The sequence below is a fragment of the Pectobacterium odoriferum genome, from assembly GCF_009931295.1.
Lineage (GTDB): Bacteria > Pseudomonadota > Gammaproteobacteria > Enterobacterales > Enterobacteriaceae > Pectobacterium > Pectobacterium odoriferum.
In genome coordinates, this window is sequence record NZ_CP034938.1 from 3118658 (window position 1) to 3145283 (window position 26626).

General features: G+C 52.2%; 23 protein-coding genes and 2 tRNA genes. 14 read left to right on the top strand and 11 right to left on the bottom strand.

Features of this window, described 5'->3' with window-relative positions; translation table 11 throughout:
• Positions 1–114 precede the first annotated feature (114 nt).
• The 4 genes from EO763_RS14005 (at position 115) to EO763_RS14020 (ending at position 4187) form a co-directional block, all read left to right on the top strand.
• Positions 115–522 carry a CidA/LrgA family protein gene (locus EO763_RS14005; RefSeq protein WP_161529315.1) on the top strand — a complete coding sequence of 136 codons (408 nt, stop codon included), beginning with the start codon at positions 115–117 and terminating at the stop codon, positions 520–522.
• The gene (locus EO763_RS14010; protein ID WP_161529316.1) at positions 522–1217 is read left to right on the top strand and encodes a CidB/LrgB family autolysis modulator; all 696 of its coding nucleotides are present in this window, start codon (positions 522–524) and stop codon (positions 1215–1217) included. The genes EO763_RS14005 and EO763_RS14010 overlap by 1 nt, the downstream gene beginning before the upstream one ends.
• 173 nt (positions 1218–1390) lie before the next feature.
• Positions 1391–2281 carry a cytidine deaminase gene (gene cdd / locus EO763_RS14015; RefSeq protein ID WP_161529317.1) on the top strand — a complete coding sequence of 297 codons (891 nt, stop codon included), beginning with the start codon at positions 1391–1393 and terminating at the stop codon, positions 2279–2281.
• A gap of 208 nt (positions 2282–2489) precedes the next feature.
• The gene (locus tag EO763_RS14020) at positions 2490–4187 is read left to right on the top strand and encodes an NAD-dependent malic enzyme (protein WP_039493265.1); all 1698 of its coding nucleotides are present in this window, start codon (positions 2490–2492) and stop codon (positions 4185–4187) included.
• A 45-nt stretch (positions 4188–4232) separates the two neighbouring features.
• On the opposite strand, the gene gsiD is transcribed toward EO763_RS14020, so the two are convergent.
• The 4 genes from gsiD to EO763_RS14040 form a co-directional block, all read right to left on the bottom strand.
• The gene (gene gsiD / locus EO763_RS14025) at positions 4233–5138 is read right to left on the bottom strand and encodes a glutathione ABC transporter permease GsiD (RefSeq protein WP_161529318.1); all 906 of its coding nucleotides are present in this window, start codon (positions 5136–5138) and stop codon (positions 4233–4235) included.
• 9 nt (positions 5139–5147) lie between these two features.
• Complete coding sequence (gsiC, locus tag EO763_RS14030; protein WP_039493260.1) at positions 5148–6068, bottom strand: glutathione ABC transporter permease GsiC; 921 nt, start codon at positions 6066–6068, stop codon at positions 5148–5150.
• 108 nt (positions 6069–6176) lie between these two features.
• Positions 6177–7721, bottom strand: a complete 1545-nt coding sequence (gene gsiB, locus EO763_RS14035) for a glutathione ABC transporter substrate-binding protein GsiB (RefSeq protein ID WP_208851956.1) — start codon at positions 7719–7721, stop codon at positions 6177–6179.
• Between the two features lie 25 nt (positions 7722–7746).
• The gene (locus EO763_RS14040; protein WP_161529319.1) at positions 7747–9648 is read right to left on the bottom strand and encodes a dipeptide ABC transporter ATP-binding protein; all 1902 of its coding nucleotides are present in this window, start codon (positions 9646–9648) and stop codon (positions 7747–7749) included.
• Positions 9649–10127: 479 nt separating this feature from the next.
• On the opposite strand from EO763_RS14040, the gene moeA reads away from it, so the two are divergent.
• The 3 genes from moeA to EO763_RS14055 all read left to right on the top strand — a co-directional run bounded on the left by moeA (position 10128) and on the right by EO763_RS14055 (position 12824).
• A complete protein-coding gene (moeA, locus tag EO763_RS14045) occupies positions 10128–11363 on the top strand; it encodes a molybdopterin molybdotransferase MoeA (protein ID WP_161529320.1) in 1236 nt (411 codons plus the stop codon).
• Between the two features lie 2 nt (positions 11364–11365).
• A complete protein-coding gene (moeB, locus tag EO763_RS14050) occupies positions 11366–12118 on the top strand; it encodes a molybdopterin-synthase adenylyltransferase MoeB (RefSeq protein WP_161529321.1) in 753 nt (250 codons plus the stop codon).
• 106 nt (positions 12119–12224) lie between these two features.
• Positions 12225–12824, top strand: a complete 600-nt coding sequence (locus tag EO763_RS14055; RefSeq protein ID WP_161529322.1) for a nitroreductase family protein — start codon at positions 12225–12227, stop codon at positions 12822–12824.
• A 69-nt stretch (positions 12825–12893) separates the two neighbouring features.
• Here EO763_RS14055 and EO763_RS14060 read toward each other — a convergent pair whose 3' ends face one another.
• Positions 12894–13808 (bottom strand): lipid kinase, encoded by a 915-nt coding sequence (locus EO763_RS14060; protein ID WP_161529323.1) that lies wholly within the window; start codon positions 13806–13808, stop codon positions 12894–12896.
• Positions 13809–14081: 273 nt separating this feature from the next.
• Here EO763_RS14060 and EO763_RS14065 point away from each other — a divergent pair, with 273 nt between their 5' ends.
• The gene (locus tag EO763_RS14065; protein ID WP_161529324.1) at positions 14082–15554 is read left to right on the top strand and encodes a sensor domain-containing diguanylate cyclase; all 1473 of its coding nucleotides are present in this window, start codon (positions 14082–14084) and stop codon (positions 15552–15554) included.
• 86 nt (positions 15555–15640) lie between these two features.
• On the opposite strand, the gene EO763_RS14070 is transcribed toward EO763_RS14065, so the two are convergent.
• A complete protein-coding gene (locus EO763_RS14070; RefSeq protein ID WP_161529325.1) occupies positions 15641–16381 on the bottom strand; it encodes a GntR family transcriptional regulator in 741 nt (246 codons plus the stop codon).
• Positions 16382–16607: 226 nt separating this feature from the next.
• On the opposite strand from EO763_RS14070, the gene EO763_RS14075 reads away from it, so the two are divergent.
• Positions 16608–17957 (top strand): class-II fumarase/aspartase family protein, encoded by a 1350-nt coding sequence (locus EO763_RS14075; RefSeq protein WP_161529326.1) that lies wholly within the window; start codon positions 16608–16610, stop codon positions 17955–17957.
• Between the two features lie 146 nt (positions 17958–18103).
• The gene (locus EO763_RS14080; RefSeq protein WP_161529327.1) at positions 18104–19525 is read left to right on the top strand and encodes a DASS family sodium-coupled anion symporter; all 1422 of its coding nucleotides are present in this window, start codon (positions 18104–18106) and stop codon (positions 19523–19525) included.
• Between the two features lie 86 nt (positions 19526–19611).
• On the opposite strand, the gene EO763_RS14085 is transcribed toward EO763_RS14080, so the two are convergent.
• The 3 genes from EO763_RS14085 to EO763_RS14095 form a co-directional block, all read right to left on the bottom strand.
• A complete protein-coding gene (locus EO763_RS14085; protein WP_010280855.1) occupies positions 19612–19779 on the bottom strand; it encodes a YqaE/Pmp3 family membrane protein in 168 nt (55 codons plus the stop codon).
• Between the two features lie 199 nt (positions 19780–19978).
• Positions 19979–21991 carry a TonB-dependent copper receptor gene (locus EO763_RS14090; protein WP_161529328.1) on the bottom strand — a complete coding sequence of 671 codons (2013 nt, stop codon included), beginning with the start codon at positions 21989–21991 and terminating at the stop codon, positions 19979–19981.
• 114 nt (positions 21992–22105) lie between these two features.
• Positions 22106–22528, bottom strand: a complete 423-nt coding sequence (locus tag EO763_RS14095; RefSeq protein WP_244321992.1) for a DUF2946 domain-containing protein — start codon at positions 22526–22528, stop codon at positions 22106–22108.
• Positions 22529–22721: 193 nt separating this feature from the next.
• On the opposite strand from EO763_RS14095, the gene EO763_RS14100 reads away from it, so the two are divergent.
• Entirely contained in the window at positions 22722–23018 is a 297-nt protein-coding gene (locus EO763_RS14100; protein WP_425281346.1) for a lysozyme inhibitor LprI family protein, read from the top strand.
• A gap of 57 nt (positions 23019–23075) precedes the next feature.
• On the opposite strand, the gene EO763_RS14105 is transcribed toward EO763_RS14100, so the two are convergent.
• A tRNA-Ser gene (locus EO763_RS14105) sits at positions 23076–23164 on the bottom strand.
• A gap of 93 nt (positions 23165–23257) precedes the next feature.
• Here EO763_RS14105 and mtfA point away from each other — a divergent pair.
• The 3 genes from mtfA (at position 23258) to EO763_RS14120 (ending at position 25699) form a co-directional block, all read left to right on the top strand.
• Positions 23258–24055, top strand: coding sequence for a DgsA anti-repressor MtfA (mtfA, locus tag EO763_RS14110; RefSeq protein ID WP_161529329.1), 798 nt, complete (start codon positions 23258–23260; stop codon positions 24053–24055).
• 110 nt (positions 24056–24165) lie between these two features.
• Positions 24166–24241, top strand: a tRNA-Asn gene (locus EO763_RS14115).
• Between the two features lie 180 nt (positions 24242–24421).
• Positions 24422–25699: a tyrosine-type recombinase/integrase gene (locus tag EO763_RS14120; protein ID WP_161529330.1), complete on the top strand. Its 1278-nt coding sequence runs from the start codon at positions 24422–24424 to the stop codon at positions 25697–25699.
• A gap of 119 nt (positions 25700–25818) precedes the next feature.
• On the opposite strand, the gene EO763_RS14125 is transcribed toward EO763_RS14120, so the two are convergent.
• On the bottom strand, positions 25819–26541 hold the full coding sequence (locus tag EO763_RS14125) for an HNH endonuclease (protein ID WP_161529331.1): 723 nt from the start codon (positions 26539–26541) through the stop codon (positions 25819–25821).
• Positions 26542–26626: the final 85 nt, after the last annotated feature.

The window sequence follows — 26626 nt, forward strand, 5'->3', positions numbered from 1 at the left end:
ATGTCGCTCATATTTTAGGCGGGCCATTCTTTCCTTCCCAACAAAATTCGTGAGCTGTGGCACGTAAATTCCATTAGCGTTATGATAATCCCCTCTGCTAATCAGGAATTTCCCATGCGTAATACGTTCATCGTGTGCTGGCAGTATTTACGCGCTTTCGCATTGATTTATCTCTGCCTGCTGGCAGGCAATGCGGTATCCGCGTTACTTCCATTCACTATCCCCGGCAGTATCATCGGCATGCTGGTCTTGTTCGCCCTTCTTGCCTCGCAAATCCTGCCCGCGCAGTGGGTAAAACCGGGCTGCCACCTGCTTATTCGTCACATGGCGCTGCTGTTCGTCCCTATCGGCGTCGGCGTGATGAATTATTACGATCTGGTCAGCCAACAGTTCGGCCCCATCGTGGTTTCCTGCCTGATCAGTACCTTTATTGTAATGTTGGTTGTGGGTTTCAGTACCCAGATAATGCAGCGTGAACGAGCCGTGGCTGGCGATCGCACGCCGCCGAAGGATAATGAATAATGTTCAGCTATTTGTGGTGGTCGCTGCCCCTCACTTTGATGGTCTTTTTCGCCGCACGTAAATTGGCCGCACTGACCAGAATTTCGCTGTTGAACCCACTGCTGGTGTCGATGGCGATTATTATTCCGCTGCTGCTGGTATTGAAGATTCCCTACGAGCACTATTTTCAGGGCAGCAAAATCCTTAACGACCTGCTGCAACCGGCGGTGGTCGCGCTGGCGTTCCCGCTTTATGAGCAGTTGCATCAAATTCGCGCCCGCTGGAAGTCGATCATCAGCGTGTGTTTCATCGGCAGCCTGACCGCGATTATCTCCGGCACGCTGGTGGCGCTGTGGATGGGTGCCTCGCCAGAAATCGCCGCCTCGGTGCTGCCTAAATCCGTCACCACGCCGATCGCGATGGCCGTCGCCAGCTCGATTGGCGGGATTCCGGCGATCAGCGCCGTCTGCGTGATTTTCGTCGGTATCCTCGGCGCAGTCTTAGGCCACAGTGTGTTCAACCGCGTCGGTATTAAAACCAAAGCCGCACGTGGGCTGTCAATGGGCACCGCCTCACATGCACTCGGTACGGCGCGCTGCGCGGAAGTTGATTATCAGGAAGGCGCATTCAGTTCGCTGGCGCTGGTCATCTGCGGGATCATCACGTCGCTGATTGCGCCGTTAGTTTTCCCTCTACTCTTGCATGTTGCCGGCTGAATCTAGCGGGGGATGGTGCGTAGCTCGCATCATCCCGCTATAAAATTGAGATACATCTCGCATTTAACAGTTAATTTGCAGCCATTTCATTCAACAAAGAGATTTCAATCACAATTTATTGCTACTCTGCTCCCTAACATGACGTCATCGACGGGTAAAAAGAGTACGCCACCATGCATCCACGATTTGAAAACGCTTTCCAGCAATTACCTGCCAGTCTGCAAGCCGCGATCGGTCCCTTGATCGATAAACCGGATTTCGCCGCCATGCTAACGGCTGACGACGTGAATGCCGTCTGTGAAGCCAGCCAGCTAGACGCCGATGCGTTGGCTTTTGCGCTATTACCTCTGGCGGCCGCCTGTGCACAAGCACCTATCTCGAATTTTCAGGTTGGCGCAATTGCGCAAGGACTCAGCGGTAATTTCTACTTTGGTGCCAACATGGAGTTCAGCGCTGTTCAGTTGCAGCAAACGGTGCATGCCGAACAAAGCGCCGTCAGCCACGCCTGGATGCGCAATGAACGTGGGTTGCGAGCCGTGACCGTGAACTACACGCCATGCGGCCACTGTCGTCAGTTTATGAATGAGCTGCGCAATGCCGCATCGCTGCGCATTCAACTACCGGGTCGACAGCCTGCCGTGCTCAGCCACTATCTGCCGGATTCCTTTGGTCCCGTCGATCTGCACATCGATACCTTGTTGATGGATGACATCAACCACGGCGCAACCTTGCAAAATGTGGGCGCGCTTGCGCGTCAAGCGCTGGATGCCGCCAACCGTAGCCACGCGCCCTATAGCAAAGCCATCAGCGGCATTGCGCTGGAAACCTTAAGCGGCAACATTTATACCGGATGCTACGCAGAAAATGCGGCATTTAACCCTAGCCTGCCGCCTTTGCAAGTCGCGTTGAATCTGATGAACCTTGCCGGCGACGATCCGTGCACCATTAAACACGCAGCTGTCGTTGAGCGTCGTAATGCCGTGGTCAGCCACTGGGCCATTTCGCAAATTATGCTGGCCGAATTGGGCTGCACCGACATTGAACATCACTTTATTGAGGAATAACGATCGAGGTCAGCGCAGGATTTCGGCAAAGGGAAGGGGGGAAAAACGAGAGGTGAATCGATAAAGCCTGCATTTTTACTAAGATGCAAGCCATCTGTAACTATTTTAATTAACAATTTCTGTACATATTCTCTGGGTAATTTAAGATCCGCAACAGTTTTTATCGACAACACCTGAGTTTTTTTCTGTTATCCGAGAGTAAAAAGTCATGGAATTAGAATACGAAAGCAAACGTCCTCTCCATATTCCCTACGCTGGCCCAATATTGCTTGAATTTCCCCTGCTGAATAAAGGCAGTGCGTTTACCGAAGAAGAACGCGCTAACTTTAACCTGCATGGTCTGCTGCCTGAAGCCGTCGAAACCATCGAAGAACAGGCAGAACGCGCCTGGCGTCAGTATCAGGAATTCAAACACGATATTGAAAAACACGTGTACCTGCGTAACATTCAGGACACCAACGAGACGCTGTTCTATCGCCTGCTGGACGGTCACCTCAGTGAGATGATGCCGATCATCTACACCCCGACCGTTGGCGAAGCCTGTGAACACTTCTCCGATATCTATCGTCGCGCACGCGGCCTGTTTATCTCCTACCCTAACCGCGCACATATCGACGATATGCTGCAAAACGCCACCAAGCAGAACGTGAAAGTCATCGTTGTGACCGACGGTGAGCGTATTCTGGGTCTGGGCGATCAGGGTATCGGCGGCATGGGGATTCCAATCGGTAAGCTGTCGCTGTACACCGCCTGTGGCGGTATCAGCCCAGCCTACACCCTGCCTGTCGTTCTGGATGTTGGCACCAACAACCCACAGCGTCTGAACGATCCGCTGTACATGGGCTGGCGTCATCCACGTATCACCGACGACGAATACTATGCCTTCGTTGACGAATTCATTCAGGCCGTTAAACGCCGCTGGCCGAACGTGCTGTTGCAGTTTGAAGACTTCGCGCAGAAAAATGCGACACCGCTGCTGAACCGCTATCGTGACGAAATCTGTAGCTTTAACGATGACATTCAGGGCACCGCCGCCGTGGCTATCGGCAGCCTGATTGCCGCCAGCCGTGCAGCAGGCACTCAGCTACGCGATCAGACCGTTACCTTCCTGGGCGCGGGCTCCGCAGGCTGTGGTATTGCTGAGCAAATCGTCGCGCAGATGAAGTCTGAAGGACTGAGCGAAGAAGAAGCACGCGCACGCGTCTTCATGGTTGACCGCTTCGGTTTGCTGACGGACAAACTGCCGAACCTGCTCGATTTCCAGAGCAAGCTGGTGCAGAAAAGTGAACTGCTGGCTGACTGGGATTGCAACAGCGACGCGATTTCACTGCTGGAAGTGGTACGCAATGCCAAGCCGACCATTCTGATCGGTGTATCCGGCCAGCCGGGTCTGTTCACGGAAGAAATCATCCGTGAAATGCACAAGCACTGCGCACGTCCTATCGTGATGCCGCTGTCTAACCCGACATCCCGCGTGGAAGCACGTCCAGAAGATATCATTCGCTGGACAGAAGGCTCAGCGCTGGTCGCAACCGGCAGCCCGTTCTCTCCGGTTAACTATCAGGGCAAAGTCTTCCCTATCGCACAGTGCAACAACTCCTACATTTTCCCGGGTATCGGGTTAGGTGTACTGGCGTCGGGTGCCAAACGTATCACTGACGGTATGTTGATGGCCGCCAGTCGCGCTCTGGCTGACTGCTCGCCGCTGGCAAATAACGGCGAAGGCGCTCTGCTGCCGGATCTGTCCGATATCCAGCAGGTGTCCAAACGTATTGCACTGGACGTCGGTAAAGCCGCACAGCTGCAAGGCGCAGCCGTGGTGACCTCCGCCGATGCGTTGCAGAAGGCGATTGACCATAACTTCTGGCAACCACAGTACCGCAGCTACAAACGTACCTCGTTCTAACTGCCTTACTGCTAAAAAGCGCGGCAAATGCCGCGCTTTTTTTATTCAGCTTTTCAATTTCGGGTCGAGCGCATCGCGCAGGCCGTCTCCCAATAAATTAAACGCCAACACCGTCAGAAAGATCGCCAGACTAGGGAAGATCGCGACGTGCGGAGCAATCACCATATCCGATCGCGCTTCGTTCAGCATCGCTCCCCATTCCGGCATCGGCGGCTGTGCGCCAAGCCCTAAGAATGACAGGCTGGCGGCGGTGATGATCGACATTCCAATGCGCATCGAGAAAAACACCACGATGGAAGACACCGAGCCTGGCAGAATATGTCGAAAAAGGATCGTCCGATCGCTGGCACCAATGCTGCGGGCCGATTCGATGTAGGTAAGCTGCTTCAGCACCAGCGTATTCCCCCGCACCAGACGGGCGAAAGCCGGAATGCTGAAGATCGCGACGGCGACAATCACATTCGCCATCCCACTGCCCATAATCGCCACAACGGCAATCGCCAGCAGAATACCGGGGAAGGCAAACAGCACATCGGATAGGCGCATGATGATTCTGTCCGCCCACCCTTCGTAGTAGCCCGCCACCAAGCCGAGCGTCGTGCCGATAATCATCCCGACCAGCACCGAGAGAATACCCGCTGCCAGAGAAATGCGCGTTCCCATCAGGATCCGGCTGAAAATATCACGTCCTAATGAATCCACCCCCAGCCAGTGTGCCGCCGACGGGCCTTCATTCAGGCGCTCATAATCGAAATAATTCTCGGCATCATAGGGCATCAGATACGGTGCCAGAAATGCGACCACAATCAGCAGCAGTACAAACACGCCAGCGGTGACCGCGACGTGCTGCCGAAGAAAGCGCCGCCAGAATTCACGCCACGGCGTGCGAACGGATTTATCCCTAATGACAGGGAGCGTCGCCAGCATAGCTTTACGTCGCCAGTGTCTCATTCCCTTTCCTTATTTATAACGAATGGCTGGATTAATCGCGGCATACAGCATATCCACCAGCAGATTGATCAGAATAAACTCCAGCGAGAACAGCAGTACCTCGGCCTGAATCACCGGATAGTCGCGCATCTCCACCGCATCCACCAGCAGCCGTCCTAGCCCCGGCCAGTTAAAGACCTTCTCCACGACGATTGAGCCACCGAGCAAGAAACCAAATTGCAGCCCCATCATCGTAACCACCGGAATCAGCGTATTGCGCAGCCCGTGCTTCACCACAACCAGCGATTCACGCACGCCTTTTGCTCGCGCCGTACGCATATAATCTTCCTGCAAAACATCGACAAACGACGCACGAGTAAAACGCGCCATCACCGCCGCCACCGCCGCGCCCAGCGTCAGAGAGGGTAAAATGTAGTGCAGCCAGGTGTCCGCCCCCACCGTCGGCAGCCACCCCAGTTCGACGGAAAAAACCTGCATTAACAGCATTCCGAGTGCAAACGCGGGGAAAGAGAGGCCGGATACCGCCAGCGTCATCCCGATTCTGTCCGGCCAGCCGTTGCGCCACACGGCGGACACGATGCCGATCGCCATGCCAAAAATCACCGCCCACACCATGCTGCACACCGTCAGCCAAAAGGTCGGCATAAAGCGCATGGCGATCTCTTCGGTGACGGGGCGTTTCGATACGATCGACGTACCAAAATCCCCTTGTAGGACATTGGTAAAGAAGTGCCAGAACTGCTGCGGCAGCGGTTTATCCAACCCCAAATCCTGCCGGACCATTTCGATAACGGCAGCATCCGCTTCCCGTCCGGCAGCTAAACGCGCCGGATCGCCGGGTAGCAGATGAACGAACAGGAACACCAGCACCATCACAATCAGGAGCGTGGGAATCAGTCCCAGTAGTCGTTTAATAAAATAATTCAGCATGAACGGTTTTCCACAGACATGCGTCGGACTCCCTATGAGTGAACGTGTGTTGACCACTGCGGGCAGCCTAACGGCCACCCGACTCCTTGGTCATTCTTTTACGGCGAGTTATTCTTTCAGGTCGGCCTCTTCAAAACTGAACAAGGTATCCGGCATCACGTAGAACCCGGTCAGTTTTTTGCTATTAGCCGACACCAAACGCTCTGTCGCCAGGAAAATCCACGGCGCATCCGCCCAGATTTTGTCCTGCGCATCTTTGTACAGTTTCTGTTTTTCCGTCCGATCCGTGGTTTTCAGCGCATTCGCCAGATCCGCATCCACCTGCGGATTGCTGTAAAAGGCCGTGTTGAATTGCGCCGGTGGCCAGGAGGCCGTGGCAAACAGCGGCGACAGCGCCCAGTCCGCTTCCCCCGTCGAGGCTGACCAGCCGGTGTAGAACAGGCGAACGCCCGTTTCCTTAACGCCCTTACCTTCCACTTCGGCGGCGCGTTGCCCCGCATCCATCGCGGTCACCTGCACTTTCACACCAACCTGCGCCAGCTGTTGCTGCGTGAACTGCAAGACTTTCTGCGCCGTGCTGTGGTTATGTGACGACCAGAGCGTGGTGGTGAAGCCGTCTGGGTAGCCCGCTTCTTTCAGCAGTTCACGCGCTTTGGCCGGATCGTAAGGCCACGGGTGATATTTTACCGAATAATCAATGCTGCTCGGCAGTGGCCCTTCGGCTGGCGTCGCATAGCCGGAGAAGGCCACTTTAATCAGCGCTTCTTTGTTGATCGCGTAGTTCAACGCCTCGCGTACTTTCGGGTTATCAAACGGTTTCTGCGTGACATTCATACTGATGTAGCGGTGCAGAATCGACGGCGACGCCACCAGCGCCAGCTTGTCATTTTTCTCCAACACCTTGGCCTGCTCGAACGGTATCGGATAAGCAAACTGCGCTTCACCGGTTTGCAACAGCGCCGCACGCGTATTGTTATCCACCACCGGACGCCAGGTAATGCTGTCCAGTTTCGGCAACCCCGCCTTCCAGTAACCACTGAATTTCTCGACTTTGACAAAGTCGGTCTGATTCCAGGCCACAAAACGGTACGGACCGGTACCGACCGGATGGAAACCAATGTCCTTGCCGTACTGCTTTAATGCTGCCGGCGAGATCATCACCGCCGCGGGGTGTGCCAGATTATTCACGAACGCGGAGAACGGCGTCTTCAGCGTGATTTTCACCGTTAGATCGTCAACCGCCTCGGTTTTGTCGATCATCTTGAACAGGTTATATCGCTTCAGGCGATTGTCGGGGTTACTGGCGCGATCCAGATTCACTTTCACGGCGGCGGCGTTGAACGCCGAGCCATCGTGAAATTTGACACCCGGGTGCAGCTTGACGGTATACGTCAGGCCATCTGGGCTCACGTCATAGCTGTCCGCCAGTACATTCACCAGCTTCATCTCTTTATCGAAGCCAAAGAGCCCTTGATAGAAGGACTTCGCTACCGTCTGCGATAGCGAATCGTTGGCATCATACGGATCCAGGCTGGTAAACGTGGACCCCACGGCGATAACCGCATCTTTGGCTGCCCAGACGGGTGAAGTCGCCATGGCAGCGGTTACTCCTGCGGCCACTAACCAGCGCCGCTTTATCGTCATTACGCTCATGCTACGTTCTCCTTGTGAATCCCTGTCAATACGCGCCGGCTATCGGATGGTGCGCAACAAAGTGCCGCTCACCGACCTGAACCAGAGGCGCCGTGGTCGGCTCGTCGCCAAGCGCCCGAATCGGGCTGGGTATTTCATCAACCAGCAGCACCTGCTCACGCTGGCGGCGTGAGGGATCGGCAACCGGTACTGCCGACATCAGCTTGCGGGTATAAGGGTGCCGAGGTCGTTCAAATACATCCTGCCTTGAGCCGATCTCGACAATTTGCCCCATGTACATCACCGCCACGCGATGGCTAATACGCTCAACCACCGCCATATCATGTGAGATAAACAAAAACGCGATGCCGAATTCACGTTGCAGTTCCAGCATCAGGTTGATGATTTGTGCCTGAATCGACACGTCCAACGCGGATACGGCTTCATCCGCAATCACGACTTTAGGGTTCAACGCCAGCGCTCTGGCGATGCAAACGCGCTGCCGCTGGCCGCCGGAAAACTCATGCGGGTAGCGCCTCGCGTGCTCTGGCTCCAGCCCTACGCGCGACAACAGCCACTCAACGCGCTTTTCCGCTTCCTGCCGACGGCAAATGTTGTGCACCAGCAGCGGTTCCATAATCGAGAAACCGACCGTCAAGCGAGGATCCAGTGATGCATAGGGATCCTGAAAAATCAGCTGAATATCACGCCGCAGGTGCTGTAACGCGCCCCCTTTCAGTTGATGGATTCGCTGACCGTTAAAGGTAATCTCACCCTTCTGGCTTTCAACGAGCTGGAGCAACGCACGGCTAGTGGTGGACTTGCCGCATCCCGATTCGCCAACCAGCGAGAGCGTTTCGCCCGGCCAGAGATCGAAGCTGACGTTTTCCACCGCATGCACTTGTCGGGTCACGCGGTTCAATAAACCACTGCGAATGGGAAAACGCGTCACCAGATTGCTAACCCGCAAGATCGGTTCCGACTGTGCGGGAACGGTATCTTGCGGTACGTTGTCCGCAATACGCCCCGCGCGTTGATCCAGCAGCGGAAATTTTTCCGGGAAAGGTTGGCCGCGCATGGATCCTAACGCCGGTACCGCCGCCAACAGCCCCTGAGTATAAGGATGCTGCGGTGCAGTAAAGATCTGCCCAACGCCCCCCGCTTCGACGCTTTCCCCACGGTGCATAACCAGTACGCGCTCGGCCATTTCCGCCACCACGCCCATGTCATGAGTGATGAAAATCACAGCCATTTCCATTTCACGCTGTAACACACGGATAAGTTGCAGAATTTGCGCCTGAATGGTGACATCCAGCGCGGTCGTCGGTTCATCGGCAATCAGCAATGAGGGCTTGCAGGAGAGCGCCATCGCAATCATCACCCGCTGGCGCATACCGCCAGACAGCTGGTGCGGGTAGCGATCCAGCACGTTGCGCGCTTCCGGTATTCTGACCAGATCCAGCATGCGCAAGGTTTCTGCTCGCGCGGCGCGTCTGTCCATCCCCTGATGTAAACGAATCGACTCGGCAATCTGTTCACCGACGGGGAAAACCGGATTCAGCGACGTCATCGGCTCCTGGAAAATCATCGCCAGATCCGCACCGCGTAACGTGCGCATCGCACGCTGACGGGCACCACGGAGATCCAGCACCTGCCCATCGCGACGGCGAAATAGCATATCTCCCTGATGAATCACGCCGCCTGCATGTTCAACCAGCCGCATCAGCGCCAGCGACGTCACCGACTTACCCGATCCAGACTCTCCGACGATAGCCAGCGTTTCGCCCCGATCGACAGAGAACGTCAAATTACGCACCGCATCTGTCCGCTGCCCCTGCTGCTCAAAATAGACACTCAGGTTGCGCACCTCCACCACCCGTTTTTCAGGCAAAACCAGCCCCGGAACAGGGGAAGATAGCGAGGCATAATGATCCTGTGTGGGCAACATGAACAGCGAATCTCCATATAAATGCGGCTGGAATCAGCGCAACGCGGTCAGGGACAAATTATCAGCGATTTTCGACTATATTTAGCGCAAGGTATGATGTAAAGCGGAAACTGAAATCGGCACGGTGAAAAATTTCTTTTTATAACATTAAGTTAATTGCCGTAAAGACAGGCCATCAGAGGCAATATGTCCTGCAAATCCGCCCACTTTTGCCCGAAATGGTTCGAGTTGTGGGAAAAAAGCGCCGGTTTCACACCATGTCCTTGCCGTTTGATTCATGACGGGGATTCACGCGCCAAAAGCCCTATTCCTTGACCTGCCTACATTCACCCCCGTGACGAACTCTGACATAATTAATACTGGCATAGGAAACGGGTTTTCGCCTATGAACGGCGCGTTGCCGGAACACGATTCTTACTGATGAAATACGTCATATTAATAAAATCAGTCGTATTGATGAAACACACTGTGGAGTGAAGATGGAAGGCGTTAACGCAGGTTTACTGACTCTTGAACAAGCTCTGGAAAACATGTTTTCTCAGGTTCCGTCCCTTACCGAGGCAGAGCGCGTATCCCTGTTCGACGCCGCAGGACGGATCACCGCCCATGCGATTGCCTCTCCGATTAACGTCCCACCTTTCGCCAATTCCGCGATGGATGGCTATGCCGTACGCTGCGCCGATTTGTCCGCTTCAACAACGCTGCCGCTGGCGGGTAAAGCGTTCGCTGGCGCGCCCTTCACTGGCGACTGGCCTGCCGGAACCTGCATTCGCATCATGACCGGCGCGCCGATTCCCGCCGGAGCCGATACGGTGATCATGCAGGAAGAGGCTGAAGTCAGCGAGGACGGCATCCGCTTTCTCCATGAGGTAAAACCCGGCCAAAATATTCGTCTGGCGGGGGAAGATATTCAGGCGGGTGCCAGCGTGTTACCCGCAGGCACCAAGCTGGGCGTGGCGGAACTGCCGCTGCTGGCATCACTGGGGATTGCGCAGATTGACGTGGTGCGCCGCCTGAAAGTCGCCGTGTTTTCAACCGGTGATGAGCTGCAACCCGTCGGCGAACCGCTGGCAGGCGGTCAGATTTATGACACCAACCGTTTCGCCGTCCGTTTGATGCTGGAACAGCTGGGCTGCGAAGTGCACGATCTGGGGATTATCCGTGACGATCCGGCCGCGCTGCGCGCTGCGTTCCACGAGGCCGATCAACTTGCCGATCTGGTGATTAGCAGCGGCGGCGTTTCCGTTGGCGAGGCGGATTACACCAAGCAAATGCTGGATGAACTGGGCGATATCCACTTCTGGAAGCTGGCGATCAAACCCGGTAAACCTTTCGCCTTCGGCAAATTGCAACACGCCTGGTTCTGCGGCCTGCCGGGGAATCCGGTTTCTGCTGCGCTGACGTTCTATCAACTGGTTCAGCCACTGCTGGCCCGCCTGTCTGGCTATACGCAATGGCGCCTGCCGCCGCGTGTTCGCGTCAAAACCACCAGCGCACTGAAAAAGACACCGGGGCGCACCGATTTCCAGCGCGGTATTTTCAGCCGTAACGCACAGGGTGAACTGGAAGTGAGAACCACTGGGCATCAAGGGTCACACGTTTTCAGCTCGTTCAGCCTCGGTAACTGCTTCATCGTACTGGAGCAAGATCGTGGTCGCGTCGCCGCTGGCGAATGGGTCGAAATCGAGCCCTTCAACGCGCTGCTGGGGCACTGAGCATGTTGCCGGAGCTGAGCGATGAAGAGATGCTGCGCTACAATCGACAGATTGTGCTGCGCGGCTTTGATTTTGACGGACAGGAAAAACTGAAAGCTTCACGCCTGCTGATTGTCGGGCTGGGTGGGCTAGGCTGTGCCGCCGCGCAATATCTGGCTGCGGCGGGCGTCGGCCATTTAACGCTGCTGGATTTTGATACCGTCTCTCTGTCTAACCTGCAACGCCAGGTTTTGCACCGCGATGCCCGTATCGGCATGGCGAAGGTTGAATCGGCACGTCTAACGTTATCCGACATGAATCCGCATCTTTCGCTCGATACGGTTGATGGCGATCTTGATGACGAGGCGTTGAGCAAACTGGTCAGCAAATACGATGCGGTGCTGGACTGTACCGACAATGTTGCCATTCGTAACCGCCTAAACCGCATTGGCTTTCAGCTCAAGAAACCGCTGATCTCCGGAGCAGCGATTCGGATGGAAGGCCAAATCAGCGTCTTTACCTATCAGCCCGATGAACCTTGCTATCATTGTCTCAGTCGTCTGTTCGGTGCCAATGCGCTGACCTGCGTCGAAGCAGGCGTGATGTCGCCGCTGGTGGGCACCATCGGAAGTTTGCAGGCGATGGAAGCCATTAAGCTGCTGACCGGTTACGGCAGGTTGGCGACAGGGAGACTGCTGATGTTCGATGCGATGACGCTGCAATTTCGCGAAATGATGCTGCCGAAAAACCCGCACTGCGACGTCTGCGGCGGATAAGGCAGAAAGTGGAAAGATTGGTATCCGGCACGATAAGCCATTGAATACGGCGAAAATCGGTGACACAGTATCAAGGTAAGCCATCACGTAAACTGAGGAACACACCATGAGTAATGCTTTTTTGCAGTCAATCAAGGCCCGTCGTTCAATCTATGCCATCGGCAATAAGTTACCGATATCAGAAGATCAGGTTACCGCCCTCATTACCGAAGCCGTTAATGAAAGCCCCTCCTCTTTTAATTCACAAAGCTCACGCGTTGTGATTCTGTTCGGCGAGCAGCATCACAAACTGTGGGATATTGTTAAGCAGCAGTTGAAGAAAATTGTACCGGCGGACGCTTTCGCCCCAACAGAAAGCAAATTAGCTTCCTTTGCCGCTGGCGCGGGTACCGTCCTGTTCTTTGAAGACACCGCCGTGATTGAATCACTACAGGAAAAATTCGCGCTTTATGCCGATAACTTCCCGGTTTGGTCAGAACACTCAACCGGTATCGCTCAGTTTGCCGTGTGGTCTACGCTGGCGCAGGAAAAAATTGGTGCCTCACTCCAGCATTACAACCCACTGATCGACAATGATGTGAAAGCACAGTGGGATCTGCCAGCCAGTTGGAAACTGCGTGCTCAAATGCCATTTGGCTCAATCGAGCAGCCAGCCGGTGAGAAAACCTATATTTCCTTTGAAGAACGTTTCCGCGTATTTAAATAATCGCTGACTCATTCTTTATACATCAACAGGGACACCATGCGGTGCCCCTGTTTGTTTTAGGTTCAGATTTTAATCAGGCACCGGTGGTGCAAAAACCTGAATCGCCTTTTCTCTGATCCCGAATACCGCTGGCGTTTTGCCAATCAGCTCGCCGTCGGCATTGATATCGTGCGGCTTCGAGGTACTCAACGTTAGTTCTCTGGCTGAAAAGGCGCGGACTTTGCGCCAGCGACCATGCGTTCCCTTGCGGATAAAGGGAATCAGAGCCACCATTTCCCACCAGTGAGAAACCTCCAGACTATACACATCCAGCCGACCATCATCAGGCGCGGCACTGTCAGCTACCGCCATGCCACCACCGTAGAAACGCCCGTTTCCCACCGACACCTGTACCGTTCTCACTCGCTCTTTGATGCCGTCATGCTCAATCTCCACGCGGAAAGGACGACTTTGTTTCAAGAGTTTAAAAGCCGCCAGCGCATAGCCTAATGTTCCCCATCGTTTTTTGGATTTCGCCGATAGCCCGCGCGCCAATGCAGCAGAAAACCCTATACTGGAAACGTTAAAGAACAGATGCCCGTTGACCTCACCCAAGTCAACGGCACGCCGCCCCCCGTTAGCGATAACCTGCACGGCCTGCCGAATCTCTCTGGGGATCCCCACCGTACGGGCAAAGTCATTCGCCGTCCCTAATGGCAACACGCCCAGTGGCAACCCAGTATCTACGAGGCCGGACGCGGCTGAATTCAGCGTGCCATCGCCACCGCCGATAATCACAAAATCCACCCGATCCGCATACGCACGTATAATATCGCTGCACGAACCCGTGTCTTTTTCATCCGCTTCGAGGATGCCGATCTGGCTTTGTTGTAATAATTCTTTTACATAGCGTGCGGAGGAATCACCGTTCCGCGCCTGTTTATTAATAAATAAAAGCGCTGTTGGGCCTGATTCCTTCGCTGCTGAATAATGGCTCATGGTCATCTACCCAACGTCACTGTTTGATTAAATCTAACCATAGGGATAATCAAACTGACAAGAGAGCTTTAACAAGCCCACAATACAATACAAAACATTACGTTCCGACAATCTGCGCTAATACTTCCACACTGAAACCACTATACTGAATCCTACGAGTCAGCGATTCCTTTGCCCGCTTTGTTACACCATTATTCCAGTAGCACGTGCACCACTATTTTTAGGTGAAAACAGAGGCTTATTCACCTATCCCACCAATACTTCTCTGGGGAGATTATTTTGCAGACCGGATTTATCAACACCTCACGCTGGCTGGACAAGACACGCGCAATCCTAATATTTGGTTCCATGCTGCTCGCCGCATTCCTGGTGATTAGCTGGACCAGCTATGAAGTGGCTAAAGAATCACTGGAAGAAGAAATCGAAGAAAATACCCTGCCGTTGACCAGCGATAACGTTTATTCGGAAATCCAGCAGGATTTGTTAAAACCTATCTTTATTTCGTCGCTAATGGCGCACGACACTTTTTTACGCGACTGGGTGCTGAAAGATGAAAACGATCCGCAGGCCCTATTCCGCTATCTGAAGGAGATCGATCGCCGTTTCAACACCGTATTTTCGTTTTTCATTTCTGATAAAACCGGGCTCTACTACGATCAACAGCGCATCCTGAAAACCGTCTCGGAATCATCTCCCGACGATCAATGGTATTTCCAGCACAGAGCGCTGTCAGATGACATGCCTTATGTCGTCGATCTCCGCATCGACCCCGAAGAACGCACTCGTCTGGATATTTTCATCAACCATAAAGTCATGGATTATGAAGACAATTTTATTGGCATTACTGGCGTAGGCATCCCAGTTGAGCGCGTTAAGCACCTCATTGAAAAATACGAACAGCGCTATAACCGAACAATCTATTTCATTGATAAAGAAGGCAACATTACGCTACACGGGAAAACCTACACGCGCCCGCTGCAAATTCAGCAACAGCAGGGGCTGAACCGGATCGCGACCACGATTTTGACCTCTCCTAGCGGTGCTTATGAGTATCAGTTAGACGGAGAGCGTATCTTCCTCAACACTCGGCTAATCCCTGAATTCGGCTGGTATTTGATGGTTGAGCAAATCAGCCATCCCAGTGAAAAACGGCTGTTCGCCACGTTGCTAAAGAATCTGGGCATCAGCACGTTCGTCAGCATCCTCTTCCTGTTACTGTTGTGGTTGACCATTGGCGGCTATCAACGCCGACTGGAACAAATGGCCACAACCGATAAATTAACAGGCTTGATGAACCGTCAGGCATTTGATTATTTATTCCTCCGTCTCGGTGCGAAGAATGCCTTACGGCACAAATCACTCTCCATTCTTCTCATTGATATTGACCACTTTAAGAGAATCAATGACCAGTATGGTCACAACGTCGGTGATTTTGTCCTGCAAGGGGTCTCTGCCCTCTTATCGAGCAATACCCGCTCCAGCGATCAATCCTGCCGTTGGGGAGGCGAGGAGTTCGTTATTCTACTCGACGATTGTGATATCAACGCTGCGCAACAGCGTGCAGAAGCGCTACGCCACAGTATTGAGATAGCCCAGATTCCCTGCCGTGAAGGAACCATTCAGGTGACGGTCAGCTGCGGTGTCGCCGAATACCGGGCAGGCGAAACGCTAAGTATGCTGATTAACCGCGCCGATATCGCGCTTTATCAGGCCAAACAACAAGGGCGCAATCGAGTGGTACGCGCACAGTAGGGACAAGGGAAAAGATCGTGCCTACATTAATCATGCAGGCACATTTCGATATAAAATCAAAATTTTTCAATAACATATTTATCTAATTACGTTCGGTTTCCCGTTTGACGTTTCAGCGTAATAGAGCAGGTGTATCGGTCTGCAGGATGGATCGATACCGTGGTTTCAAAGACGTTTCCCGAGCGGTCCAGATAATGGCGGATGATTTTTAATGCCGGATAACCGACATCAACGCCCAGCGTTTTCGCTATTTTGGCCGGAACACCCACGGCAGAAATCGTCTGGCGTACTTCTTCCCCCTGCACGCCGTAGTGCTTTTCAATCAGATCGCTAATCAAAGCAAACGGATCGCTGCGTACCAAACTTTTGACCTTGGCATAATCCGGGCTAACGTAGCTATCAGTCCAGCAGATCGGGAAGTCCTTTTTCTCGCTGTCTTCACGAATGCTGGCAATATGCAGCCAGCGATCGCCCGGTTTACCGCCGATAATCTGTGCCAGTTCAACATCCGCCACGATTTCATCAATCTTCTTCACTACACGCAGGTTGGTTTTTGCCAGCACGAACAGATCCTCAAGGCTAGCCAGAGGATGGTTGCGTTCGCGCTTTTCATCATTATCGACAACAACGGAGCCCACGCCCTTGCGACGGGATAGCAAACCCGCCTCTGTTAGATCGCGCAGCGCCTCCCTGACGGTATGCCGACTGACCTGATACTGCTCACAGAGCTCCAGCTCGGAGGGGATTAACGACCCCGCCGGATACTGGCCTAGCGTAATATTCTGGCTGAGTTCACGGGCAATACGCTTATACAAGGGTTCTTTCATCGGCTCACGCTCTTAATCAATATTGATGCCCTGCATCACAAAATGACACTCAGTTGCTTCCCTAACTTGTCCGTACATGTTGTCATAAGTACAACATGTACGGACATTTAAACCTGTCCGTATATTTAAATTTTCAGGTTATATCAATTATCAACGGAAGCACGCTTCATTTTATTGCGGATATGGCCTGCATCTTATCACTAATACACTCGCTTCAGGAGGCGTTATGGCTTCGAATGTACTTGATTCAGTCCTATTCCGTGATTCATTTGGTACCCCGGAAATGCGGGCGATCTTCGATGATCGGGAACTCATCCGTAAGTATGTAGAAGTAGAGATCGCTCTGGCCAACGCGCAGGCGCGCTGTGGCGTAATTCCAGAAGACGCTGCCGCAGAAATTACGGCCAGTTGTAACGCCGACACGCTCGATTTTGAGCTGCTGCGCCATGAAACAGAAATTGTGGGCTACCCTATCCTGCCGCTGGTGCATCAGATTTCCAAACAGGCTGGTCAATCTGGCGGCTATGTACACTGGGGGGCAACGACACAGGACATTATGGATACTGCCGTCGTGCTGCAAATCCGTGATGCCTTCGCGTTAATTGAAGCGGATATCGACGCACTGCGTTCTATTTTAGCCGGGCTGGCCGCACGTTACCGCAATACGCCAATGGCTGGACGTACCCATTTACAACAGGCATTACCGATTACGTTCGGCTACAAAGCTGCCATCTGGCTGGATATGTTCGACCGCCATGCAGAACGCCTTGCCCAGATGCGCCCTCGCGTACTGGTAGGCGAATTCGCGGGTGCAGCAGGGACATTGGCCTCGTTAGGCGACAAAGGGCTGGCGGTACAAAAAGCACTAATGGCCGAGCTTGGCCTGGGCGTACCGACCTCAACCTGGCATGTTGCTCGTGATGGATTTGCCGAAGCCGTCAACCTGCTGGCAGTAATCACGGGTTCGTTGGGGAAAATTGGCTATGACGTCATGCTGATGGCCTCCAACGAATTCGGCGAACTGTATGAACCGTTTGTCAAAGGCCGTGGAGCCAGCAGCACCATGCCGCAAAAACGTAACCCCATTTCCAGCGAACTGATGTTAGCCTGTTCCAAAGGCGTTCGCCAACAGGCTGGATTAATGCTGGATGCGATGGTGCAAGATCTGGAACGCGCTACAGGCCCATGGCACGCAGAATGGATCGCTATTCCGGAAAGTTTCATTCTTTCTGCGGGCGCACTTCATCAGGCCAATTTCATGCTAAACGGTCTTATTGTTGATGAGAAAATGATGCTGAAAAACCTCAATATGACCAACGGCCTGATTGTGGCAGAAGCCGTTATGATGGGGCTGGCACCGTATATTGGGCGTCAGGAAGCTCATGACATCGTTTACGATGCCTGCCGTATCGTGAATGAGAAAGGCGGCACGCTGGCCGATGTTCTCAATGCCATGCCTGGCGTCTCCAGCCGACTCGACCCCAAATTAATCGAAGACCTGACTAATCCCGTCAATTATTTGGGCAGCGCCCCTGAAATGGTTGACCAGGTATTAAATAAAACAGAAAGAAAGTAGTCATCACCGGCGATTATCCGGTATCACCCTAATTAACAGACTGAGATCGATACGTCCCAGACGCAAAATAATAACGCGTCTGGGCAGGCTCTCTGTTGCCGGGAATGATGGCGGATAATAATGGCTTGCACGATTAAGGAGACGTTATGTCATCCGAATCATCCACCAAGAAAAAAATAGTCGCAGTTATTATTCCTCTCCTGCTGGGCCTGATTATCTGGTTTTCTCCGGTGCCCGATGGCCTTACGCCGCAGGCATGGCATATGTTCGCGATCTTTGCCGCCACCATCGCAGCAATATTGACGCAGCCTCTGCCGTCGGGCGCGATTATGCTGCTTGTCCTTTGCATCACTATTTTCACTGGAACATTAACAGAAGCGAAAGCATTAGCCGGTTTTTCCAGCGGTACCGTCTGGCTCATCTTTTGTGCCTATATTCTTTCTCTGGGTTTTGTGACATCTGGATTAGGAAAACGCATCGCCTACAAAATGCTGTCGCTATTCGGCGGAAGCAGCCTGGGGATTGCTTATTCACTGGGCGTTTCCGATCTCATCATGGCGCCCGCCATGCCATCCGTCACGGCGCGTTCGGGGGGAATTATCTTTCCTATCGTGCGTTCCATTAATGAAGTATTAGGCTCAACACCCGGCGTTAGCGGTAAAAAGATCGGGGACTTCCTGATCATGGTCTGCTTTCAGTTTACTCCGATCACTGGCGCGATCTTCCTCACCGGCATGGCCGCCAACCCGCTCGTCGGCAGTCTGGCGAAAACCTCATTAGGCGTGGATATTACCTGGGGCGGCTGGTTTATTGCCGCTGTCGTACCCGCCATGTGCTGCTTCTGCCTGATGCCGTTGCTGGTGTACAAAATACTGAACCCGGAACTGAAAAAAACACCAGAAGCCAAAGAGATGGGACGCCGATCGCTGGCGGAATTGGGCGGCATGAAATCGGCAGAGAAAAAAGTCGCGTTTGGCTTTGTTCTCGCGCTGCTTGGCTGGGGCACCAGCCTGATCACCGGTTTTTCCGCCACGTCCGTCGGGTTGGCATTGGTTGCCTACCTGTTCGTCACTCAGGCCGTCCAGTGGAAAGACGTACTTAGCGATCGCGCAGCCTGGGATACGGTCATCTGGTTCAGCGTCATTATCAGCCTCGCCGCAGGATTGTCTGACCTCGGCTTCATCAAGTGGATGACCGTTAAACTGGGTAATTCCATACAGGGTTTCGGCGCGATGGAAACCTTCGTGATTCTCGGCATCCTCTATATCTATGTGCATTATCTGTTTGCAACCGCCTCTGGTCACGTAGCCGCGCTCTATGCGCCCTTCGCCGCCACCGCAATAGCCGCAGGCGCGCCGCCCATGATGGTCGCCATCTGTTTTGGGATTTTTAGCAACCTAATGTGGGGAAATACCGAATACGGCGGAGGCCCCGGCCCGATCTATTTTGCTCAGGGATATTTTGAACGGCACCGTTTCTATAAAATCAATTTCTGCATCGTCACGTTTAACGTCGCCCTGATTTTTATCGTCGGCTTAGCGTGGTGGAAACTGATTGGCTATTATTGATCGTCGGTCTTACTCGTCCGTAAAAATAACGGGAGGCCATTTGCCTCCCGTTATTGCATCATGACCGTTATTCAGCTTTTCAGCCATTAAATCCCATCATCTTTTGTCTGCACCCAAAATGCATGCACCAAACCGGGAAAATAGCCTAATAGCGTCAGAATAATATTCAGAATGAATGCTCCACCAATCCCTTTCCCCAATAACACGCCCAACGGGGGCAGAAGAATAGTCAGTACGATGCGCCAAAATCCCATATCAACCTCCGTAACGTGATAATTATTTATGAAAATAGTTCAGCGTTCGGGATTTGTCAGCATTCGTCGGAATAATTGAGACGAATCTTCACAGAGAAAATGCAATGACATGTTTCATGCAGCGTATCACCCCAGAACCACACCGTAATCCGTCAAAGAATGACTACGGTGCAGTTTATCCGTACGTTAAAGCCCTTAATCAGAAGGTGACATTTACCTTCGCCCAATAAGTTCTACCCGGCTCATTTACGGACGTGTTGGCTGAGTAACCGAAACTGCTATTACCAGCAAGGTTAAGATGCTCACTGTAGGTGGTGTTGAACAGGTTATCGATACCCGTACTCAGCTTGACGTATTGGTTGACGCGATACGCCGCATTAGCCGAGAAAATCGCAAAACTGGGGCTATTATCAAAGTCCTTCCCGACAACGTTACCTTCGCTAACCGCGACCCTATTTTGCTGACTCACCAGACGCAGCAAGCCTGTGCTGCTCCAGTTCCCTTTTTCCCACGATAGTCCAAGGCGCGCTTCCAGCGGTGGCATTTGCGGCAGTGGCCGATGATCATCGGTATTCTTCGCCCAGGAATACGCCAGACTGGCGTCCGTTTTCCAGCTATCCGTTAATTTATAACTGAACCCCGTTTCTCCACCCATGATGGTCGCATTAACATTATCCGCCTCACTGACTCTGGCATTCAGCGGATCATAGCGGAACAGAATAAAATCATTAACCCGTCCCACATAGGCAGAGACCCAACTGTTCATACGCTCGCCGCTGTACTGCGCCCCGATATCGAGCTGGGTCGTTTTCTCGGTTTTAACATGCGTGAATGCACTCTGCGTTCTTCCCGGCCCATAAGTTGGCGAGAAAAGCTCCCAATAATCAGGAAAGCGCTCGGTGTAACCCACTCCTGCGTACAACATTAATGGGCTGTTAGCCAGCGTATGCTCAACGCGGATAAAGCCAGCGGGTAGCGTATCATGACGCTCGTTCACGCTAGTGCCTGTGTCGTTCTCGACCTTAGTTTTATCAAAGCGCGTTCCCCCGATGACCTTACTTTGCCCAGAAACTTGCCAGGTCAGCTCGCTGAAGACACCATAGGTATTAAACTGTGCATCTTTCTTCCAGCTATCATTTCGCCAGCGGCGATGCGTGTTCGTCTGCATGTCCGCCCCGCTTTTCAGCTCATAGTCGGCCCATACCCACGTTGCCATCATCCGTCCGCCAACCGTTTTTCTATCCAGTTGGCTGGCCATAGGCATACCCATCATTCCCATGCCGCTCGGCGATCGCAGCGTGTAATTATCCATAACGTGATCGGCATAATTGTAGTACGCACTCGCCTCAAATTTATCGAATACGTCTCCTATATTTGATTTCTCCACGCGGATACCCAAACTCTCACGCTTAAATTGCGAACCGTCCATGCCGCGCCCTGCGTAACGCGCTTCTCCATCGCCTTTGCCTGCGGTCAGCTCCAACAAGGTGTCGCTGTCTGGCGTCCAGCCAAGCGCCACGTCCGCATTCCATTTATCCCACTTTGAGGCCACGCGTTTCCCCTCGCCATCTCTGTAATCGCCTGACTGTGATTTATTACCGATGAGTCGAACATAGCCTTCTTCACTCCCGAAGCTGACATCGGCATTTTCATCATGGCGATCGTTTGACGCCACCAGCACGCTGGCATTGCCCTGTACCCCCGGCTTATCAAAACGCGGTGGCGTCCGCTCGAACCGCACGGTTCCCGCTGAATTTCCTGCCCCCCACAGTACGGTCTGCGGCCCTTTGGTAAAGGTTAACAGGTCATAGCTTTCGGGCGAGATGTACGAACTTGGCGCATCCATGCGTGACGGACAGGCACCTAACATCTCACCATTATTAGAAAGAAGACGCAGTCTTGAGCCAAACATGCCCCGGAAGACAGGATCGCCATTTGTGCCGCCGTTGCGTATTTGCGAAAAACCGGGAATGGTTTTCAGATAATCCGAACCATCACTGGCCGGTACAGGCTGGCGCGGCGTTTTCGGCGAGGTCACCAGCGTGAGTGGAGACGTCTCCGGTGCGGTCACCACCATCACAGCATCATCATTGTTCAGCGTGGCGTGAGCAGCGGAATGATCGTGATTGCTCTGCGCCATCACAGGTAAAGAGGATAACGCCACCAGCACCAGAGAAGCGGCGGGCGTGTATACCAATTCAATTTTTTTCATCGTGTTGCCTTACGGTTTCTTATGCCATAACGACGTGCGGCAAAACACCTATGGAGGGATCGCCCGACCATAAGGGAGTACGCCGACGGATGTCGTTAATTTAATTAAAAAGATTCAAAACAAAGAAACCGCACCAGGAGGTGCACGGGCGCGCTGTGGGCAATAAGGCCGGAATAAGGTTGGGCAAACAAAATCAGGAGAATAGGTCGGCCTGCTGGCAGACAATAGCAGCCAGAGCAACGGTAATATGACCGAAAGAATAAACGGTAAATGCACCAGCAGCTGGCAGTATCCGCAGGCAATGTCCTCCATCGGCGAAAGCCCGACGCTCGACATCATCAGATTATGCGGTGTACTGCCATGGTGGCATGCCTCATGCTCATGTGCGCCATGATGATGTTGCGACACAGCAGGCATGTGGTGAGTGGATACCTGACAGACCGCTAACTGCACCAATGATTTGGAAATCACGGGAGCAATAAACAGCATCATCATAGAAAAAATGGCCAGGCAGGCTGCTACTCGTTTAATGCTCACGCCAGATAATTCGCTAACATACCCCATTGATAAGATGACCGAAGTGTATCGCACTCGCCGCCGGATCGTTACATTTAGCTGAGCATTACGCGAAGCTGCTCACGGGGAAATCCCGTACGTTGCCTAGCAAACATGACAACGCTGGCGGCCCACAGCGGCTTTAGATTGTAATAATGCCAACACACAGTTGGAGATGAACCAGTGCGCTGCTGATGAATATAAAAAAGTGGATGGCGAGCTGAATCGGCTTTATCAGAATGTCGTAAAGCGGGTCGTTATTGAAGAACACAAGGCATTACTCAAGTCAGCCCAGAGAAAATGGATCGCGTATCGCGACGCTGACTGTGAGTTTCAGACTTTCCCGACAACCGGAGGATCGGTGCATGGCATGGTGTATTCCCAGTGCCTGACGGAGAAAACTGCCGAGCGCGTAAAAGAGTTCAAAACCATGCTACGTTGTGAAGAAGGGAATTTGAGCTGCCCACTTTAAGCCACCGCCAAGTGTGGAAAGCGTCACAGAATAAACACGGGGTAAGTGTTTGAATAGTGGCGGAGAGAGAGGATTTGAGCCCCCTGTAGCGTTGCCCCTACTCCAGTTTTCGAGACTGGTCCGTTCAGCCGCTCCGGCATCTCTTCGTTTAGCAGTTGCCATGATGCCTACTTTTGCGGCATGTTAACAGCACCCGCCCTCGCCTTTAAATTCAAGTGACGACTGAACGAGCAATAACAATGATTAAATGGCCGTGGAAAAACACTCAACCTCAGGTGCAGACGCTTGAACACTGGCAAGCTGCGATTTCCATCCCGCTTCTCGCGCCTTTAAGCGACGAAGAGCTCCAGAAACTGGTCGCCCTTGCCGATCAATTTCTGAAGCAAAAGCGCTTGATTCCGTTGCAGGAGTTGGTGTTAACGGACATCATGCAACAGCGCATCGCCCTGCTGTTTTCCCTGCCAGTGTTGTCGCTGGGAATGGATGCGCTGGATGGATTCCATGAAGTTCTGATTTACCCCAGCCCGTTTATTGTTGAAGAAGAGTGGCAGGACGATATTGGACTCGTGCATAAGGGGAAAATGGTGCAATCCGGCCAAAGTTGGGATCAGGGGCCGATTGTCCTCAACTGGCAGGAAGTGCAGGATTCCTTCGACCTCTCCGGTTTCAACCTCATCATTCATGAAGTCGCGCACAAGCTGGATATTCGCAGCAGCGGTGAAGCAACAGGCGTTCCTCTGATTCCACTGCGTGAGATTGCTGTCTGGGAACAACATTTGCACGGCGCGATGGATGCCATGCAGGAAGAGATAGATCTGGTCGGCGAAGAGGCCGCCAGCATAGATCCCTACGCCGTCCACGATCCGGCAGAGTGCTTTGCGGTGCTGTCGGAATACTTCTTCAGCGCCCCCGAACTTCTCGAAGAGCGTTTCCCCGATCTGTACCGCTGCTTCCAAAAGTTCTATCGACAGGAGCCGCTCGTCCGTCTAAAAAGCTGGCAAAGCAGCACCAATTACCGTGCGCCATCCATTTACTAACTCATAAAAAAACAGCGAATTGTACACAGCCTAGACAGTCAGACGATAAAGCTGATTTTGCCGTTGACAGTACCGCGGGTGGCGGATATCATGCGCCCCGTTCACACGATTCCTCTGTAGTTCAGTCGGTAGAACGGCGGACTGTTAATCCGTATGTCACTGGTTCGAGTCCAGTCAGAGGAGCCAAATTTAGAGAAAGCAGACGTTCACTGACGCCTGCTTTTTTGATTTTAATCAATTGGTTATACCCTTCTTTAGGTTCACCCTCGTCCACTAAAAAACGCTCGAAGCCATACCCTTTTGCTGGTAAAAATACTGGTAAAGCTGGTTCGATTTCGTTTTTACCAGCAATCGGAGGGAGCCGTCATGTCACTTACTGATACTAAAGTAAAAAATGCCAAGCCGTCAGAAAAGGCGGTAAAACTTACTGACGGGTTCGGCCTCTACTTGCTGGTACATCCCAACGGTTCAAAATACTGGCAGTTGGGCTATCGCTTCGAAGGAAAGCAGAAGGTGTTTTCCATCGGCGTCTATCCTGCTGTTTCGCTGGCGGATGCAAGACAACGACGAGATGAAGCAAAAAAGCTGTTAGCTTCTGGAATTGATCCGAGCGCTAAAAAGCAGGCTGACAACAAAACTATTCAAGAGAAGCGTAACAACACCCGCGCTTTCAAAACTGTTGCCAAAAGCTGGTTTGCCACCAAAACCACATGGTCGGAAGATTATCAGCGTTCTGTCTGGACACGACTGGAAACTTATCTGTTCCCTGACATTGGTAACAAAGATATTGCTGAGCTGGATACAGGCGATCTGCTGGTTCCCATCAAAAAGATAGAGAAGCTGGGTTATCTGGAAATCGCTATGCGGGTGAAACAGTACGCCACCGCCATCATGCGTTATGCCGTCCAGCAAAAGATGATCCGTTTCAATCCAGCCTATGACTTGGAAGGTGCGGTTCAGAAGCCCCAGACCGAACACCGCCCCGCTATTGAACTGGAAGAGATACCTACCCTACTGGAACGTATTAAATTTTATAAAGGCCGTAGCAGACTGACCCAATTGGCGATAAAACTCAATTTGCTGATTTTTGTGCGTTCCAGTGAACTCCGCTTTGCCCGATGGTCAGAGATCGATTTCAAAAGCGCCTTGTGGGTTATCCCTGAACAACGTGAAGCCATTGAAGGGATCAAACATTCAGGCCGTGGTACCAAAATGCGCAGGAAACATTATGTTCCTCTATGCGATCAAGCACTGGCAATTTTGAAAGAACTAAAAGACCTCACCTATGACGTTAACGGTGATGACGGCTTTATTCTGACTGGCTGTTATGATGCGATGAAACCGATGAGTGAAAACACCATCAACAAAGCACTACGCAAAATGGGCTATGACACCAAAACCGATCTGTGTGGTCATGGTTTCCGAACGCTGGCATGTAGTGCCTTGATTGAATCGGGTATCTGGCCTGAAGATGTTGTAGAACTCCAAATGAGCCATATGGAAAAGAACAACGTTCGCGCTGCCTACACCCATAAGGCCAAACACCTTGAACAGCGTCGCCTGATGTTGCAGTGGTGGGCTGATTTTCTGGATGCTAACAACAGCGGGATGATTAGGCCGTTTGAGTTTGCCAATTGGTCATAGCCGTAGGTAATTTATCTCCCCTAATACTGAGAAGTATGGGGAGATATCTATTGAATTTCGCACATGGATGAATTTTTTAGGTATGGATAGGGATATTTTTAAGCCACTAAATAATAATTTCAGCCAAAATGGGCTTGCCTATGGCAATTTGGACAAACAGCAATTGCATTTTCAACCGTATCCTCCCCACCTTGAGATAGCGGAACACAATGATGAACTTCAAGATATGGGGTGCCATCTTTACCACGAAGAAATGGCGCATTACATTTGCAAAGTTCACATTTACCTTGTGCTCTATGCAACACCTCAGCCACCACATACGGATTACGAACAAAAATTTTAGTAATAACTTCCTTCATTTCCGGCATATTACTTACTGCTAAATACTGTTTACGCTCCTTAGAAGTTAATTGAGAGGCTTTTCTTACTTCTATTTCGAATTCCGTCCGGAGACGTTTTGCTTCATCCGTAGTTTCGACCTCCCTGAAGCACCATTTCCCGTAAATATCTTCATACAACTCCCATACGCCGTGTATAGAAGGCTGGTAAATTTCATACCTATCACCACGCTTGTATAATTTATCGTACTCATGATGACGATGAGTTTCATCGTCAGACCGTCCGGCTGTTTTGTTAAAGCCCCAATAACTCCGCTTGCAATTAACTGAATTAGCAATAAGATTCAGATAGGTATCATCTTTATAGTTTAAAAACTTAGCCTTCAGATAATTATCAACCTCAGATACCGTTGCTGACCCTCCCAACTCTCTCACCACCTCAACAGTAGTTTTTCTTATCGGCTGGTTTCCATATTTAAAAACACGACCAGTTTTTAAAGCCATTTATAAATATATCCTTAGTCTAATAGATACAGTTAATCCAAACGATTATGATTCCATCACAGAAGTAACAGCAGTTCACTCATCT